Annotated in this window: 18 protein-coding genes; 5 read left to right on the top strand and 13 right to left on the bottom strand. The window is 69.1% G+C overall.

Features of this window, described 5'->3' with window-relative positions; genetic code table 11:
* Window positions 1–32: 32 nt before the first annotated feature.
* Both QOZ81_RS09935 and QOZ81_RS09930 read left to right on the top strand, forming a co-directional pair.
* Window positions 33–953, top strand: coding sequence for a proline dehydrogenase family protein (locus QOZ81_RS09935; RefSeq protein WP_291207442.1), 921 nt, complete (start codon window positions 33–35; stop codon window positions 951–953).
* Between the two features lie 36 nt (window positions 954–989).
* Complete coding sequence (locus tag QOZ81_RS09930; protein ID WP_291207445.1) at window positions 990–2,591, top strand: GNAT family N-acetyltransferase; 1,602 nt, start codon at window positions 990–992, stop codon at window positions 2,589–2,591.
* 25 nt (window positions 2,592–2,616) lie between these two features.
* Here QOZ81_RS09930 and QOZ81_RS09925 read toward each other — a convergent pair whose 3' ends face one another.
* From QOZ81_RS09925 to QOZ81_RS09905, 5 genes are all read right to left on the bottom strand, one after another.
* Window positions 2,617–3,228, bottom strand: a complete 612-nt coding sequence (locus QOZ81_RS09925) for a sugar transferase (RefSeq protein ID WP_291207448.1) — start codon at window positions 3,226–3,228, stop codon at window positions 2,617–2,619.
* A 2-nt stretch (window positions 3,229–3,230) separates the two neighbouring features.
* Window positions 3,231–4,388, bottom strand: a complete 1,158-nt coding sequence (locus tag QOZ81_RS09920; RefSeq protein WP_291207450.1) for a DegT/DnrJ/EryC1/StrS family aminotransferase — start codon at window positions 4,386–4,388, stop codon at window positions 3,231–3,233.
* A gap of 70 nt (window positions 4,389–4,458) precedes the next feature.
* Entirely contained in the window at window positions 4,459–5,721 is a 1,263-nt protein-coding gene (locus QOZ81_RS09915) for a glycosyltransferase family 4 protein (RefSeq protein ID WP_291207452.1), read from the bottom strand.
* A gap of 65 nt (window positions 5,722–5,786) precedes the next feature.
* Window positions 5,787–6,374 (bottom strand): GNAT family N-acetyltransferase, encoded by a 588-nt coding sequence (locus QOZ81_RS09910; RefSeq protein ID WP_291207455.1) that lies wholly within the window; start codon window positions 6,372–6,374, stop codon window positions 5,787–5,789.
* 293 nt (window positions 6,375–6,667) lie between these two features.
* Window positions 6,668–8,743: a polysaccharide biosynthesis protein gene (locus QOZ81_RS09905; RefSeq protein ID WP_291207458.1), complete on the bottom strand. Its 2,076-nt coding sequence runs from the start codon at window positions 8,741–8,743 to the stop codon at window positions 6,668–6,670.
* 489 nt (window positions 8,744–9,232) lie between these two features.
* Between QOZ81_RS09905 and QOZ81_RS09900 the strand changes: the two genes are divergently transcribed.
* Entirely contained in the window at window positions 9,233–10,015 is a 783-nt protein-coding gene (locus QOZ81_RS09900; RefSeq protein ID WP_291207461.1) for a TrmH family RNA methyltransferase, read from the top strand.
* Here the strand turns inward: QOZ81_RS09900 and QOZ81_RS09895 are convergent.
* Both QOZ81_RS09895 and QOZ81_RS09890 read right to left on the bottom strand, forming a co-directional pair.
* The gene (locus QOZ81_RS09895; protein WP_291207464.1) at window positions 10,012–10,581 is read right to left on the bottom strand and encodes a thioredoxin family protein; all 570 of its coding nucleotides are present in this window, start codon (window positions 10,579–10,581) and stop codon (window positions 10,012–10,014) included. The genes QOZ81_RS09900 and QOZ81_RS09895 overlap by 4 nt on opposite strands.
* 33 nt (window positions 10,582–10,614) lie before the next feature.
* A complete protein-coding gene (locus tag QOZ81_RS09890) occupies window positions 10,615–11,139 on the bottom strand; it encodes a GNAT family N-acetyltransferase (RefSeq protein ID WP_291207468.1) in 525 nt (174 codons plus the stop codon).
* A gap of 106 nt (window positions 11,140–11,245) precedes the next feature.
* On the opposite strand from QOZ81_RS09890, the gene QOZ81_RS09885 reads away from it, so the two are divergent.
* Together QOZ81_RS09885 and QOZ81_RS09880 are read left to right on the top strand one after the other, a co-directional pair.
* Complete coding sequence (locus tag QOZ81_RS09885; protein WP_291207471.1) at window positions 11,246–12,289, top strand: NAD(P)-dependent alcohol dehydrogenase; 1,044 nt, start codon at window positions 11,246–11,248, stop codon at window positions 12,287–12,289.
* 74 nt (window positions 12,290–12,363) lie between these two features.
* Window positions 12,364–13,143, top strand: a complete 780-nt coding sequence (locus QOZ81_RS09880; protein WP_291207478.1) for a tetratricopeptide repeat protein — start codon at window positions 12,364–12,366, stop codon at window positions 13,141–13,143.
* Between the two features lie 36 nt (window positions 13,144–13,179).
* On the opposite strand, the gene QOZ81_RS09875 is transcribed toward QOZ81_RS09880, so the two are convergent.
* From QOZ81_RS09875 to QOZ81_RS09850, 6 genes are all read right to left on the bottom strand, one after another.
* A complete protein-coding gene (locus QOZ81_RS09875) occupies window positions 13,180–13,698 on the bottom strand; it encodes a dihydrofolate reductase family protein (RefSeq protein ID WP_291207481.1) in 519 nt (172 codons plus the stop codon).
* Window positions 13,699–13,789: 91 nt separating this feature from the next.
* Window positions 13,790–14,167 (bottom strand): VOC family protein, encoded by a 378-nt coding sequence (locus tag QOZ81_RS09870; RefSeq protein ID WP_291207484.1) that lies wholly within the window; start codon window positions 14,165–14,167, stop codon window positions 13,790–13,792.
* Window positions 14,168–14,230: 63 nt separating this feature from the next.
* Window positions 14,231–14,401, bottom strand: coding sequence for a hypothetical protein (locus tag QOZ81_RS09865; RefSeq protein ID WP_291207487.1), 171 nt, complete (start codon window positions 14,399–14,401; stop codon window positions 14,231–14,233).
* A gap of 51 nt (window positions 14,402–14,452) precedes the next feature.
* Window positions 14,453–14,956 carry a hypothetical protein gene (locus QOZ81_RS09860; RefSeq protein WP_291207490.1) on the bottom strand — a complete coding sequence of 168 codons (504 nt, stop codon included), beginning with the start codon at window positions 14,954–14,956 and terminating at the stop codon, window positions 14,453–14,455.
* Window positions 14,957–15,023: 67 nt separating this feature from the next.
* On the bottom strand, window positions 15,024–15,302 hold the full coding sequence (locus tag QOZ81_RS09855) for a hypothetical protein (RefSeq protein ID WP_291207493.1): 279 nt from the start codon (window positions 15,300–15,302) through the stop codon (window positions 15,024–15,026).
* 64 nt (window positions 15,303–15,366) lie between these two features.
* Window positions 15,367–16,329: a DUF5700 domain-containing putative Zn-dependent protease gene (locus tag QOZ81_RS09850; RefSeq protein WP_291207496.1), complete on the bottom strand. Its 963-nt coding sequence runs from the start codon at window positions 16,327–16,329 to the stop codon at window positions 15,367–15,369.
* Window positions 16,330–16,371: the final 42 nt, after the last annotated feature.

The raw sequence follows: 16,371 nt of genomic DNA, 5'->3' as shown, positions 1-16,371 counted from the left end.
GCCCCCTGGGCGATCCGCCCCTCTGAGGCACCATGATCCGGAAAGCCGCCCAGATCCTCGCCAGGCAGGCCTGGTTCAGGAAGCTCGTCATGAGCACCCCGATCGTCAGGGAGCTGGCGGGCCGCTTCGTGGGCGGGGAGGATCTGGCCTCCGCCCTGGCCGCGGCTCGCGGTGCGAACGCCCGGGGGCTCAAGACCACGCTGAATTTCCACGGGATGCATGTGCTGGACCTGGCGGAAGCGGAGGGGGCGGCCCAGCAGGCCATGGACGCCCTGGTGCGGATCCGCGAGGAAGGCCTCGATTCGAATGTCTCGATCAAGCTCACGAAGATCGGCCTCGACCTGGACCCGGCCTACTGCCAGCTCCAGCTCCGGCGGATCCTGGAATGCGCCGCGGGAACCGGGGGGTTCGTGCGGATCGACATGGAGGAATCGAACTATGTGGAGACGACCCTCCGGGTGTTCGAGGAGATGCAGGATCGCTTTGGGAACGGGACGGTCGGTCTGGTCATCCAGTCCTACCTGCGGCACCGGGCGGGCGACCTGGACCGCCTGCTGGACCGGAAGGCGAGCATCCGGCTGGTGAAGGGCGGCTACCGGGAACCCGCAAGCCAGGTCTTCCGAAGCAAGGCGGAGGTCGACGCCGCCTTCAACCGCGACATCGAGCGGCTGCTCTTGCGGGGAGTCTCGCCCGCCATCGCCACACACGACGAGGCTGCCATCGCCTGGACCCTGGCCGTGCAGGCGCGACTAGGGCTCGGAAGGGAGGCCTTCGAGTTCCAGATGCTGTACGGCGTCAGGCCCGATCTGCAGGAACGGCTCCTGGCCGACGGCTGCACCGTGCGCTGCTACATCCCCTACGGCGGCGACTGGGCGACCCACGCGGTGGGATGCCTGCGCCGCATCCCCGCCGGGGCCCTGACGCGCTTCAGGCACTCCCTCCACCTATCCTGAGGAACCGGACATGGACCTTCCCCGGAATCGGCTGCGATGACCCCGGACATTTTTGCGGAATGGCTGCGGCGCCAGGGTCATCGCGTGGTCCGCACGCGGAGCTCCTACTGGTTCGATTCGGGGCCACGGGTCTTCCAGGCCTTTCCCTACCACTGGGTGATCCGCCCCACCGAGGACGAGCTCCGCGACTTCTTCTTCGAAGAGAACGCCATCGGGCTCCGCTACTCCACGGATCTGGAGGCGGACGAGGGCGCCTGCAGCTACCACATCGTCTTCGAGCGGCTCGCCTACGGAATCCAGGACGTGGACGCCTCCATCCGCGCCAAGGTCCGGCGGGGGCTCGAAGCCTGTCAGGTCGGGCCCATTCCACTGGAGCGCTACGCCAGCGAGGGCTGGCCCCTTGAGCGGGATACGCGGTCGCGCCAGCAGCGGCATTCCCGCCACAGGCGCCCCCACTGGGATCGCATGGTCCGGGCGGCGGCGGACCTCGATGGATTCGAGGCCTGGGGGGCGGAAGTGGGAGGCCGGCTGGCGGCCTCCCTCCTGTTCGTGCGGATCGACGACTGCATCGACATGCTCTACCAGCAGTCGCTCACCGAATTCCTTCCGCAGCGGGTGAACAACGCCCTCCTGTTCGAGGTCACCCGGGCCCTCGCGGCGGACGCGGGCGTCCGCCTGATCCACAACGGCCTCCACTCCCTGGACGCCCCCCCCAGCGTCGATCAGTTCAAGGCGCGGCTCGGCTATTCGGTCCGGCCCGTCCGCCAGCGCGTGGTGTTCCATCCCCGTCTGGCCCCATGGGTTGGCGACGGTGTCTCCAGGTGCTTTGGGGGTCTGGCGGCCCTCTACCCGAAGAGCGACTACCTGCAGAAGGCGGAAGGGCTGGTGAGGTTCCACGCCAACGGGAAGCTGCCGCTGGCACGGCAGCCGTTCCCGGAACTCCTCGCTTCCGAGCGGGAGGACATCTGCCGGCGGCTCGGTTCCCCCCTGTTCCGGGAGCTCGAAACCCCGGCGCCACAGGGGCTGAACATCCAGATCTCCCCCGGCACCCCCGCTGATCTCGCAGAGGTGGTCGCCCTGCACCTGGCTTGTTCCTCCGCGGAGGAGGGCGCCCTGCTGGGGTTCGGGCGTGGATTCATCCGGGCGGCCTACCGCTGGTTCCTCACCTCGCCGGGGACCCTGGTCCTGGTGGCCCGCAGCGGGGACCGGCTCGTGGGTCTCACGGCCCTTTCGGACCGGCCCTATGGCCGGCCCCTGCTCCGGGCGTGCCGGTGGCAGGCGATGCTGGGGTTCCTCCGTCGCCCCTGGCTGGCGGCCCGTCCGGACTGGTGGAGCAGGCTGGGACCGTCGGTTCCATCCGCGGCGAGGCCTTGCGGGGGCGCCGCCCAGATCGCCTTCACCTGCGTCGCGGCAGAGGTCCGGGGCTGCGGCATCGGCCGGGGCCTCAAGCAGGCCTCGATCCGGGCCTGTCTGGAATGGGGCGCCGAGAGCATCAACACCGGCGTGCGGCGCGAGAACGCCCGGGCACGGGCCCTGAACGAGCAGGCGGGGTTCGTGGAAGTGCCCGAGCTGAGTTCGGAGCGCCTGGTCCACCTGCGCCTCACCCTCGACCCCCAGGAGGGCCGCGGGAGGACGTGACGGGCTAAGGGGAGGAAACGCGGCTTCAGGGCTCCGTGCGGATGCGCCCCGGGGGGAAGAGGCCGAGGGTGGCGAGAATGACGAGGAAGTCGGACCAGACCCCGGCCCGGGCCGCATAGGCGAGGTTGATGCGGATCTTGTCGGGGAGCAGGACCTGGACGTAGGTTTCGTCGGGATTCTCGGCTCCGGCGAGCAGCTCGCTCTCGTGCCGGTACTTGATCGAGGCCAGGTCGGTGATGCCGGGAAGCAGGGCGAGGATGGCCCGCTGAGCCTCTGAGTAGAGTTCGACGTACCGTGGCACCTCGGGTCGGGGGCCCACCAGGCTCATGTCGCCGGCCACCACGTTCAGCAGCTGGGGAAGCTCATCGAGCTTGGTGTCCCTGAGCCTGGCGCCGACGCGCGTGATGCGCGCATCCTGCCCCACCGTGATGGACCGGCCCATGCGTTCCGCGTCCACCACCATGGTCCGGAACTTCCAGATGCGGAAGGGCCGGCCCTCGCGGCCGATGCGGACCTGCCGGAAGAAGACCGGGCCGCCATCCTCCAGCTTCACCAGGAGGGCGGCCAGCACCAGCAGGGGTGACAGGATCACCAGCCCCAGGATCGACCAGAACAGATCGAAGGCCCGTTTCGCCATGATCAGGCCGGGTTGGAAAGGACGAGCTCCCGCACGGCCTCGATCACGTCGTCGACGTCGCCGTCGGACAGCCCCGCGTGGAGGGGCAGGCTGAGCATCCGGCTGTAGGCGTCGGCCGCGACGGGGATGTCCCCGGGGCGGTAGCCGTACTTGTCCCGGTAGAAGGGATGCATGTGCACCGGGAGGTAGTGGACCGAGGTGCCGATGTTCCGGTCCTTCAGTTCGTCGATGAAGGCGTTGCGGTCGATCCTCAGCTGCCCGGCGCGGAGGCGGAGCACGTAGAGATGCCAGCTCGACGCGGCCCAGGGCCGCTCGACCGGAAGTTCCAGGGCGGCCAGGTCCTGGAACCCCGCGGCGTAGCGGGCCACCACCTCCCGGCGGCGCCTCTGGAACGCCTCGATCCGCTTGAGCTGCACCAGGCCGATGGCCGCCTGCATGTCCGTCATGTTGTATTTGAAGCCGGGGAGGACCACCTCGTAGTACCAGGAGCCTGAGCGGTCGAAGCGCTTCCAGGCATCCCGGTTCATGCCGTGATGGCCGATGATCCGGGATCTGTCGATCAGCTCCTGGCTGCCCGTGAGGCAGCCGCCCTCCACCGTCGTGAGATTCTTCGTGGCGTAGAAGCTGAAGGCCGCGAGGTTGGCCCGCGAACCGATGAGGCGCCCCTTGTACCGGGTGGAAATCGCGTGGGCCGCGTCCTCCATGATGGCGAGGCCGTGCTGGCCCGCGAGCTGGTCCAGCTCGTCCATCTGCGCGGGGTGGCCCGCGTAGTGGACGGGCAGGATGACCTTCGTGCGCGGGGTGATGGCGGCCCTCACTGCCTCGGGGGAGAGCGTCAGCGTGTCGGCGCAGACATCGACCAGGACCGGCTTCGCGCCCACGTGCTCGACGACGTTGGCGGTGGCGCAGAAGGTCATGGCGGGGACGATCACCTCGTCCCCCGGACCCACGCCCAGCGCGACCAGGCCCACGTGGAGGCCCGCGGTGCAGGAGTTGAGGGCGACCACGGCCGGGGCCTCGAGGTAGGTCCCGAGTGCGGCCTCGAAGGCCTTGGTCTTCGGGCCGGTGGTCACCCAGGGGGACAGGAGGGTCTCCATCACCTCTGCGCGCTCGCCGTCGCCGATGGTGGGGGGGTTGTAGGAGAGGAATTCCTGCCTCATCTCGATTCCTTCGCGACGGACGGCCAGGTCCGCTTCGCGGCCATGGTCTCGGGGTGGAATGGGCGGTCCATTAGGGGGTTTCCGCAGGTCGGCCCAGCACGTGGTTGAACATCTGGAAGTAGCGCTTGATGGCGGTGCGCCGGGAGAGGTTGGCCTCCACGTAGGTCCGTCCCTGCAGGCCCTCCGCCCGGGCGCGCCCGGGGGCATTCTGGTATTCCAGGATCACCTGGACCAGCCGGCCGGGATCGTCAGGGGGCACGACGGAGCCCGACCCGCTTTCCCGGATCACCTGGGCCAGGGGGCTGTCCTCTTCCACGCAGCCGATGACGGGCCGGGCCGCCGCCAGGTAGTTCCAGGTCTTGCTGGGAACGGCGATGTGGGCCGCGCCCGGCTTCAGGGGGATCACTCCGAGGTCGCAGGCGTTGTACACCGAGGGGACCCGGTCGAGCGGCTGCAGCGGCAGGAACTCGCAGTTGGCCAGTCCCCGCTGGCGGGCCAGCTCCTGGAGCGTCTGCTTGGCATTGCCATCGCCGATGAAGATGAACCGGATGCCAGGCACGCCCTTCAACTGCTCGGCGGCCTCCACCAGCGTCTCGAGGTTCTGCATGAACCCGATGTTCCCGGCGTACTGCACGACGAAGGCCCCGCCCCGGCGGAACGCCGCGATGTCCGGGTCCTCGGCGGACTCGCGGGGTCGGATGTGGTCCGTGTCCACCCAGTTCGGGATCGTGGCCACCGGCGTGCCGGGGACGAGGCGCTGGACATACTCGGAGAAGGCCGGGCTGATGGAGGAGACGAGATCGGAGCTCCGGTAGGTGGCCTCCTCGGCCTTGCGGAGACAGCGGTAGATCCACCCGCCGGCCGGCAGCATCCCGGCCACCACGGCGGAATCCGGGAAGATGTCCTGCAGGTTGTAGACCATCTTGGCCCCCTTGAGCCGGGCCAGCAGGGCCGCCGGCAGCCCCGCAAGGGGAGGGGTGGAGGCCACGAAGATGACGTCGATTCCCGGGATGGCCAGGCCCCGGAGCAGGAAGTAGGCCATGAACCACAGGTACTCGCAGAACTTGGAGAGCACGCCCAGGCGCCGCAGGAAGGGATTCCAGGCCCGGTGGACGCTGCCGGCCAGCAGGGGGCCGTCCGCCTCGCGGGTGGCGGTGTTCGGTCCGTTGGACAGGACCGTCACCCGACACCCCTCTCCGGCCAGCCCCTCCGCCAGGTCCTTCATGAGGTGGGTCGAGGAAGCCAGGATCGGCCAGAAGTAGGGCGTGATGATCACGACGTGGAAGGGCCCACGGTGATTCCCGGCGCGGGCTGGCGCAGAGGCGGCGCTCATGCGCGCCTCACCTGGACCGGGGGCGGGCCGACCGGTTCATCGCGTTCGTAGGTCATGGCGGCTCTTCATGGATTCGGAAGCGTGGCGAAGTCGAGCTCTGGAGGTTCCGATGGGGTGTCGATCATGAATTCGCAGATCCACCTTCCTTCCGGGGTCTGGAATTCGCGGACCCGCCAGAACCCGAGAGCCTCGTAGAAGCCGAGGGTCGGGGCATTGTCGTCCCGGTCGGTCGTCAGGCAGATGTGCGGGGCGCCGTTCCGGGCCATGCAAGCCAGGAAGTGCCGGACCAGGGCCTTGCCGATGCCTGACCGCTTCGTGCCGGGGGCCACCGCGATGGACATCAGGACTGCGGGGCAGGGGGACAGGCCGGAGGCCTCGGAGGCGCGCAGAGCCCGCCACAGCCTCGGAATGATCGCAGGGCGCCGGACGGCAGCCTGGATGGAAGCCAGCCCGAAGCTGAACCACCGCTCCCTGGCCAGCTTCCGGTAGAAGCGGGACAGATGGGGAACTCCGGCCGCGAACCCGACGACCGCACCTTCAGGGGACGTGGCCACGAGGAAGGCGCCTCCGCGTTCCCGTGCGATTTCGCGGTAGAGGAGCTCCAGGAAGGCGCGGCCCAGAAAGGTGAGGAAGAAGTTCTGGAAACTGGCCAAGTGCACATCGACGACAAAGGGGATGTCGTCTGGCTGAACTTTCCGGATCTGAAAATCCCTGCCGTTGCTGTTACCCATCGCGTGCCAGGCTCCGATATTACTTTGGTCGCGCCAGTCGATCTCGGATAAAACCACGTGATAGGCTTAAAGAGTAACGGAAAAATACCTGTGCAACTCCCTCCCTTTTTTCCGTACATGGCTTCGGACCGCCCATGGAGAGCGAATCGGGGGCGGCAGCCGGATACGGGGAAGGATCCTCGTCCATCCCACACCGGCGGGGGCGGGGCCGCCCATCAGGAGGACTGCAAGGGCGTGAACGTCACAGGCGTCCGGAGGACGATGACGGAAGCAGGAGACCGGTGCGAAGGCATCAGGTCCTCCCCGAAATCGATGGCGGCATCCAGGTGCCTGCCCAGGCCATTCGGCGAGGGCTGGTAATTCGGCACCAGCTCCATGAACCCCTGGAGGATGGCCCGCTGGCGGGCGTGCTCCGGAAGGGTTCCCGCATGGCGCAGGGTTTGGAGCCAGCGTCCGAGGACGGCACGGTTCTTCGGCTCCTGGCTGGCCTCGAACACCTTCTCGTGCACGTCCGACCGTCCCTGCTCCTGGTCCGTGAAGAGTTCTTCGTGCAACTTCTCACCGGGGCGCATCCCCGTGAACTGGAGGTCGATGTCGTAGCCGACCTTCAGCCCGGAGAGGCGGGCCATGTCCTCGGCCAGGTCGACGATGCGGACGGGTTCGCCCATGTCGAGCACGAAGACCTTGCCGTTCTGCCCGAGCATGCCCGCCTGAAGCACAAGCTGGGCGGCTTCGGGGATGGTCATGAAGTACCGGGTCATCTCCTGGTGGGTGATGGTGAGGGGGCCGCCACGGCGGATCTGGTCGTGGAAGAGGGGAATCACGCTGCCCCGGCTGCCCAGGACGTTCCCGAACCGGACGCTCACGTACCGGCCTTCGGCTTCGTCGTCCTCGGCCGCTTGCAGCACCAGGAATTCCGCAATGCGCTTGGTGGCTCCGAGCACGCTGGTGGGATTCACCGCCTTGTCCGTGGAGACATTGACGAACCGCGCCACGCCTGATGCCTGGGCGGCCTTGAGGACGTTCAGGGTGCCGAAGATGTTGTTCTCGATCCCCTCCTCGGGATGCTTCTCGAGGTAGGGAACGTGCTTGTGCGCAGCGGCATGGAACACGAACTGGGGCCGCCAGGCCTGGAAGACCTGTCGAAGGCGTTCAGGATTCCGGATGTCGCAGAGTTCGACTTCCAGCGCCTGGTCGGGGTAGAGGTAGTGGAGCTCGCGTTCGATTTCCCACAGGCTGTTCTCGCCCCGGCCGAGCAGGATGAGCCGGGCCGGCCCGAACCGCGCGACCTGCCGCGCCAGCTCGCCGCCGATGGATCCCCCGGCGCCGGTGATGAGCACCACTGAATCCGCCAGGGCCTGCTGGATGGACCCCAGGTCCAGGCTGATCGGCTCCCTGCGGAGCAGGTCGTCGATGGCGATGTCGCGGAGCTCCGGCTTCCAGGCATTCTTGCCCATGAAGTCCTGGATGCTCGGCAGGGTTTTCACGCGGACGCCCTCGCCATGGAGGGCCCTGGCCAGCTGGCGGATCCGGGAGCCGGGCGCTCTCGGCATCGCAAGGATCACCTGGGACACCTGGGCTTCCTTGATGAAGACCGGGAGGAGGTCGGAATGCCCCAGCACAGGCACACCCTGGATTCTGACCCCCTGCTTCTCCAGCGCGTCGTCCACGAAACCGACCACCCGGCTCTTCAGCTCGGCGTTCGATTGCAGCTCAAGGCAGAGCTGGGCGCCGGCATGGCCCGCCCCCACGATGAGGGTGCGGAGCGCCAGCTCCCCGTGCTGGGAGGGGCCGCCGCGGGGCGTCTTGCGGCGGTCCACCGTGGGCCGGTGGGGGTGCTTCCGGAGGAGTCGACGCCGGAAGACGTCCACGGCCGTGGCGCGAACCATGACCCAGGTCAGCGCGGTCAGCAGTCCCGCGGCCACCGTGAGGTTGGGAGGCTCGATCCCCAGGCCGATGGACCCGTCCAGCACGTGCCCGGCCGGCGGCACCAGGACCAGCGCCAGCATGCTCAGGATGAGCGATCTGAGCTCCACGAATCCCATGAGACGGTAGTGCTGGCGGGTGTGCTGGAAGGCCAGGTTGACGCCCATCGCGAATGCGACCCACGCGAGCGTGGAGTTCGTGTCGGGAAGCGCCGCGCGCACCAGGCCGAAAGCGGCGGCCCACGCGACGCCGGCCAGCCCGGCGTCCAGGGTCATCTTCACGGCCTGGCGGACCCAGGGCCGGGAGCAGGTCCTCTGGATCCACGCCAGGAGCAGGTATTGGATTGATCGGAATTCAGGAGGCATGGGCGGTTCCGTAGGGGGATGGGCGTTCGTGGGGAGCCGGGGGAGGGGCGACCTTCCGGTTCCCCATGGGGAGATTGGGGCTGCCTGTCCCCTCCTCAGGGGCGCTTGTCCGGGCGGTTCCTTGCGGTTCCCGAGAGGGGAAGTCAGGGGCAGGCAGCAGGGCTGGAAACGCCCAGGGAGCTGGTGAGGTGATACCCATAGGTTTCGGCCGTGCTTCGTGGTGAGTGGAAGGGTGTCCAGGAGGGGGGTTATAGATCCGTGAGCACGAGGGAATGTCTTCTTTAGACAAGTGCAAGTTAGGAATACCAGAGTGTAGTCAGCGATGCGTGTGTCAATGAATGTTAATGAAATTAATAGGTTGTGATTGGCATTGATCTTCCTTGATGTGACCCGTACCTGGGCCTGGTCCGACCCATGTCCGGGGGGACCCGCGGCCAAGGGTGGGGGCCTGGACTGGGGGTGGGACCCGGCGGCGGCTAGGCTGGTGCCATGGCCTTCGATCCCTGGGACCCCTACCGCGACCTGCGCTTCGCCGGCACGCGGGAGCACCCGGCGTACGGGACCTGCTTCATCGCCGAGGGGCGCATCCTGGTGGAGGATCTGCTGGCGGCTGGCCGTGCCGGGCAGTTGAAGGTGGTCTCGGTGGCTGCGACCACGACCGCGGCCCTGGACCTTCAGGGGCGGCTGCCGGCGGACACGGAGCTGCTGACCATGGAGCCCGCCGCCCTGTCGGAGCTGGCGGGCTTTCCCTTCCACCGCGGCCTCATGGCCTGCGCCCAGGTGCCCGCGCCGCCGCCGGCCGAGGCCCTGCACGCCGCCCGGCGCCTGCTGGTGTTGCCGCGCCTCTACGACAGCGAGAACCTGGGCCTGCTGCTGCGCAGCGCCGCCGCCCTGGGCCTGGATGGCGTGCTGGCGGGACCGGGGCCGGGCCAGTGGACGCGGCGCACGGTGCGCGTCTCCATGGGGGCCGTGTGGCGCATCCCCGTGTGGCGCGTGGAGGATCCCTGGGAGCGCCTGGCGGACTGGAAGACCGCGGAGCCGGGTTCGGAGGTCGTGGCGGCGGCCCTCACCGAGGCCGCCGAAGATGCACGCCTCTGGCAGCCTGCGGCCCGCTGCGCCCTGGTGATGGGGCCCGAGGACACGGGCCTGGAGCCGGCGCAGCTGGCCCGCTGCGACCGCGCCGTGGCCATCGCCATGGCCTCCGGCATGGACAGCCTGAACGTGGCCGCGGCGGGCGCGATCCTGATGTTCCGGATGACCGAGTTCCGCTAGGGTTCGCGGCTCACTGCGATGTCCACGAGCTTCAGCAATTCAGCCACCACCTCGCGGCGCATGGTGTCCTGCTCGTACCGGGCGGAGACCTTCTTCCGGGCCGCGGCCACGTCGCCGCAGGCCTTGCCCCGGGCGATGAGCTCCCGGCAGCCCTCGGGCATGGGGCCCCAGCTGCCGCACTCCACGAACTTGTCGCTCAGGAAGATGAACTTGGGGATGGCCTCGCCCCCGTTGGTGAGGAAGCGCAGGAACACCTGCGGATGCTGCTCGCGGCTGATGTAGCGCACCTTCAGCAGGGGCGCGGCCTCGGCCATGCGCTGCAGCACGGGCGCGTGGCGCACCACGTCGCCGCACCAGTCCTCGGCGATGGCCACCACGTGGACGGGCCGGGGCAGGGCCGCCAGGTAGCCCGCCACGGCGGGCTCCAGGCTCAGCGCCTGGTGCTGGGCCACCAGCTTGTCCCGCTGTTCGGCGGCTTCTGCGGCCGCCAGCCAGGCGGTGTAGTCCAGGCCGGAGTCGAACACGGCCTTCCAGTCGATGACGGGCAGAGTGGCGGGGCGGGGCATGGGACCTCCGGGGATGGGTTGGATGCTGCGGGATCAGCCGGCGTTCCGGCCACCGAGGTCCAGGCGGAAGACCTCCACCTCGTCGCCCGGCGCGTGGGTCATGGTGCCGGTGCGGCGGAAGGCCAGGGATTCCAGCAGGCGGATGGACGCCGCGTTGCCCGGTGACACGATGGCCAGCAGCCCGCCCAGACCCAGGCGTTCGCGCCCCCAGGCCACGCAGGCTCCGGCGGCCTCCCGCGCATAGCCCAGGCCCCAGAACTCCGGGCAGAGGGCATAACCCAGGTCCACTTCCTCGAGGGTGTCGCGCTTGATGAGACCGCACATGCCCATGGGGTTGCCCGTGCCCCGGTGCTGCACCAGCCACAGCCCGTGGCCGTGGGTGGCGTAGCTGGCCAGCGGGCCCTGGGTCAGGTAGTCCGCCGCCTGTTCCAGGGTACGCACGCCCTTGTCCGTGATGTTCTCGATGAAAGAGGGCTCGTTCAGCAGCCGCAGGACGAAGGGCGCGTCGTCGAGCACGAAGGGCCGGATGATCAGTCGCTCGGTCAGGATGGGATCCATCCCTCCAGGATGTCCTGGGAGCCCGGAGCTGCCAACCGCCCACGCACCTGGAGGTGCCTTCTGGCCTGCTGGTCTACAGTGGTACGTCCAGCACCAAGGAGCCCCCATGACCCTCGCCAAAGCCTACGCCGCCACCTCCGCGACCGCGCCCCTGGGACCCTACCAGTTCGAGCGCCGGGCCGTGGGCCCGCACGATGTCCAGATCGAGATCGCCTACTGCGGCATCTGCCACTCGGACCTGCACCAGGTGCGCAACGAGTGGGGCAACAGCGCCTATCCCATGGTTCCCGGCCACGAGATCGTGGGCAAGGTCACGGCCATCGGCGCTCACGTGAAGGGCTTCAAGGTCGGTGATCTGGCCGGCGTGGGCTGCCTGGTGGACAGCTGCCGCACCTGCCCCAGCTGCCAGCGCCAGCTCGAGCAGTTCTGCGAGAAGGGTGCCGCCTTCAGCTACAACAGCACCGAGATGGACCGCAAGACCATCACCCAGGGCGGGTATTCGTCCAGCATCGTGACGGACGAGGCCTTCACCCTGAAGATCTCGCCCAAGCTCGACCTGGCCGCCGCCGCGCCCCTGCTCTGCGCGGGCATCACCACCTACTCGCCCCTGCGCCACTGGAAGACCAAGGCGGGCGACAAGGTGGGCGTGGTGGGCCTGGGCGGCCTGGGCCACATGGCCGTGAAGATCGCCGCGGCCATGGGCGCCGAGGTCACCATGCTGAGCACCTCCAAGTCCAAGGAGGCCGATGCCCGCAAGCTGGGCGCCCACCACTTCGGGCTCACCTCGGACGACGCCACGTTCAAGAAGCTGGCGGGCCACTTCGACCTCATCATCGACACCATCTCCGCCCCCCACGACTACAACAAGTACCTGGGCCTGCTCCGCGTGGAGGGCTCCATGGTGCTGCTGGGCGTGCCGCCCGAGCCCACGCCGGTATCCGCCTTCCCCCTGATCATGGGCCGCCGCAGCCTCAGCGGCTCGCTCATCGGCGGCATCGCGGAAACCCAGGAGATGCTCGACTTCTGCGCCGAGCACAACATCGTCTCCGACATCGAGCTGATCCCCGTCCAGCAGGTCAACGAGGCCTACGAGCGCATGCTGAAGAACGACGTGCGCTACCGCTTCGTGCTGGACATGAAGACGCTCTGATCGGCTCTCACGGCCTGGATCACCAGGCGTATCCTGGTACCACTCCACGATGCCTGGTCGTGGTGGAGGTGGCCATGTCTCCCCTGCTGCGGTCTCTCAGCCCCATGGCACGCATGCTGGTCGGGTTCTGTCTGGTGGTCCAGGCGGGGGCACTCCCGGCTGGCGACATTGCCCTCTTCCAGCGCTACATCGCCCAGAACGCCTGCATCGACCAGGCGGGCCGGGCCGTGCAGGAGCGCCGTTTCGGCGAGGCCTCTCGGCTGCTCGAGACCTGCCTCCAAAAGGTCCCGGATCATTTCGAGGCCCACTACCTGCTGGCCCGCATGGCCTACGAGGGACGCGACTACACCGGCACCCTCGCCCACCTGGACATCTCCCTGCGGGCCCTGGCGGACCTGGATCGATGCTACAGGGAGGAACTGGCGGACCTGAAGGCCCAGGATGAGGCCGAGGAGCTCATCATGCGGTCCGGGCTGGACAACCTGGCGGCCCGGGGCGTGGATCCCACGGGCTGCTCGGGCTTCCTATACCGGGTCAAACGGAGCGCCATCGAGTTCCTGGAATCCAAGAAGGGCCACCTGTACCAGTCGGAGAATCCCTTCGCCCTGCCGGCAGACTACCTGTTCCTGCGCGGCAACGCCCTCTACCGCCTGGGCCGCCGTGAGGAGGCCCGGGCGCAGTTCCGGCAGGCCGTGGCCACCGATCCCACCCATGCGAACGCCTGGAACAACCTGCTGGCCCTGCACCTCGAGGCGAAGGATCCGGTCCAGGCCCGCGCCGACCTGCAGCGGGCCGAGGCCGCCCGCATCGCCGTCCGTCCCGAGCTGCGGCAGGCCATCCTCGCCACACCCTGAACGTGGCCGCCACCGGCTTGCCTCGGGCCCCCAGGCTCAGTCCGGCGCCACCGCGTAGACCAGCTGCAGGATGCCGTTGGGCAGCGCGTGCTGGCTGAGGAGCCGCAGAGCGCGGGACCGGCCCGGGGACACCAGCGGGATGCCGCCCCCCAGGAGGATGGGGATCACCGAGACCTCCACCTGGTCCACCAGCCCCAGGTCCAGCAGCTCGCGGAAGAGGCTGGCGCCGCCGAACAGCCAGAGGTCCCGGCCGGGGGTCGCCTTCAGGGCGCGGAGGCGCTCCGCAAGGCCCGCCCCCACCACCTCCACCCCCGGGATGGTCGAGGGCGGCAGGGTGCGCGAGGCCACCAGGATGGACCGGCCCCGGGTGGGGTCCTGCTCGCCCAGGGCCTGCACCACCTCGAAGGTCCTGCGGCCCATGACGAAGTGGTCGAACTGGGCGAAGAGCGCCACGAAGTCCACGCCGGGATCGGCGGGGATCCAGTCGTACGAGCCGTCGGCCCGGGCGATGAACCCGTCCAGGCTCATGGCGACATTGGTGCGGAGCAGGGGCATCAAGGCTCCTTGGCCGGCCAGGGTGGAGCCAGCTGGGCCCCGGCTGCCACCAGGAACTCGCGCAGGACCATGAACGCCTCCTTCGTGGGACCTACTGCATGGAGTGCAGGCCGATCATGTTCCCCTCCGTGTCGTGCAGCAGGGAGATGAAGCCGAACTCGCCGATGGCCATCTTGGGCCGGTGCACGCGCCCGCCGGCCGGAACCACGCGGGCCTCTTCCACGGCGCAGTCCTCGCAGTGGAAGTAGACCAGGGTGCCCATGCCGCCGGAGGGGACGCCCGCCATCTTCACGAGCGTCCCGGCGCTGCCGTAGCGGTCCATGTCGGAAGGGAAGGCCCACATCTCCAGCTCGTCCAGCGGGGCGCTCAGCTGCCGGAAGGCTACCTGGAACACGGCCTGGTAGAAGGCCCGGGCCCGGGCCATGTCCTGCACGTAGATCTCGAACCACGCGACGGGATTGCCACTCATCTCAGCCTCCGGGAGGGAAGGGGTGGTCGAAGGTAGCAGGCTTCTCCGGGTTCGTGGGCCCCTTCACCGGCCGGCGCCGCACTTCGTGAGCCGGGGCCCCATGAACAGCAGGGAGGCGATGGCCAGGGTCGGCAGCAGCAGGGCCGAGAGGACCGACGGCGCCCCCACCAGGGCCGAGGCGAGGATGGCCGCCGCCCAGAGGATGGCATTGGCGATGAGGTGGTTCCGGTTCATGGGGACCTCCGGCGGGTGGTTCCCTGAGGTACGGCTGCGCGGCGGGACGGTTTAGGGCCGGAAGGGTGCCGGGAGCAGGATGGGGTTGACGGAGGTGCGCCGCACCAGGCGGCGGCGCTTCAAGTCGTACTTGCAGATCCAGGTGGTCTCCTCGGCCTTGACCTTGGCGGCAGTGAGGATGCGGGCATAGAGATAGCGGCCGTTCCGATCCACCCGCAGGTCGTCGGCGTGTTCCCGCGCGGCCAGGGGGATGCCTGCCGCGGCCTGGGTCCGGGTGCCGGCTGCGTCCACCTCCTCGATGCTCACGGCCGGTACGCCAGGGCCCGCCACCACGCGGGCGAAGCCCCCCTGCGGCAGGGCCACCCGCTCATCCCAGCCCAGCGCAGGGCCCTGCGGATCCGGCCGGACCTGCACCTGCAGGGGGGCGGCGTCCAGGAAGGCCTGGGTCAGCAGCTGGTCGGCGATCCTGCCGTAGCCCACGTAGGCGCCCAGCGCCGTGAAGATCAGGACGAACAGCGTGAAGCTGACGAGGTAGGTCATGGGCTTGAAGGTCATGCGCATTCTGGGAAGACCTTTCGAACGGCCCGGGGCGGCGGGCCGGTGTGGCTCTGATGAGCGGGGATCAGCGGATGGAATACCAGGGCAGGCCCCCGGAGCCGTCCGGATTGCCCGGCTCGGGGTAGAGCCGTCCCGCCTGGATCCGGAACCAGGGCGTGTTGCCGACCCCGTGCGGGTGCCCCTCGTCGGGGTACACCTTGTCGCCGCGGACCGAGAACCAGGGCGCCGTTCCCGTACCCTCGGGGTGGCCCACGTCGGGGTACAGCTTGCCGTCCCGCAGGGAGAAGAAGGCGGAGGGGCTCACTCCGTAGGGATGCCCCGCGTCAGGGAACAACCGCTCCATGTCGAACCTCCAGTGGTGGTTTCAGGAAGCAGTGTACGGGATCGGGCGCCCGGGGTGGGGGCGTTCAGGGGCGCTCCGCCAACGCCCGATGGGCCTTGAAGAACTCCGCCGGGCCTTCGCGGACCAGGCTCGCGAGGGCCCCCCGGCCCCGGGATCGCTCGATGTCCCGTGCCATCATGGCCCCGACCCGGTACCAGAGGCGCTCCTTCCCCGCGAGCTGGTCCAGGAGGGCCCAGTCCCCCGGCGTCAGGACCTGGCGCTTCCGGGCGCTGAGGTCGTCGTGGATGGCGCGGAAGGCCCGCGCCAGTCGGGCGAGGGTGGCTGCGTCGCCCAGGGCCACATAGTCCGCATCCTCGGCCAGGGCGCCATCCCGTTCCCGCCTGCCATGGGCGGCCCACACGGCCATGCCCTCCATGTGCGTGGAGTACTCGACGAAGCGGAGCAGGTCGCCGCAGGTCTTCAGGTCCTCCAGGCGCAACGGCGGGTGGTGGGCCATGTAGCCCACGTGGTGCAGCTCGTGGATGGCGTAGTAGGTGAGCTCCCGCGGGTGCCCCTTGAAGTGCGGATGGGCGCCGTTCAAGGATGCGCAGCCGGGGGTGGCGACGCCGATGTCGTACCCGCAGGTGAGGTAGAGCGCGGAGCCCTGGAAGCGGAAACCCGCCGGGAGGCAATCCAGCGCGTCCCGCGTCCAACCGTCGTCGGCCTGGAGGACCTGGCGGAAGTGGGTGAGGCTCGCCCGCAGCGTGGCCACCCCGTCCGGTTGACTTCCCACCTTCTTCAGCAGGTGGGAGGCGAGCGCCTCGGGCGAGGCCTTCGGCACGTCGTAATCCCAGTGCCGCGCGTGCCGGAGCAGGTGGGCCAGCGCCGGCGAAGCCAGCAGGCGCGGGGAGGCCGGGCCCGCCGGTCCTTCCAGGAGCCGCAGGGCTTCCTCGGCGAAGCCCGCGTCCACGGCCAGCCCCTGCGCGCAGCCGGGGGTGTGGGAGGCCAGCGCCACCAGCAGGCTCGTCACGATCGCCCTGGGATCCATGAGAAGACTCCTCGGCCGGGAAGGCTAGGGGAAGCGGGGCCG

Source organism: Geothrix sp., assembly GCF_030219325.1.
Classification (GTDB): Bacteria; Acidobacteriota; Holophagae; order Holophagales; family Holophagaceae; genus Geothrix.
This window is presented reverse-complemented; position numbering and strand designations above follow the sequence as displayed.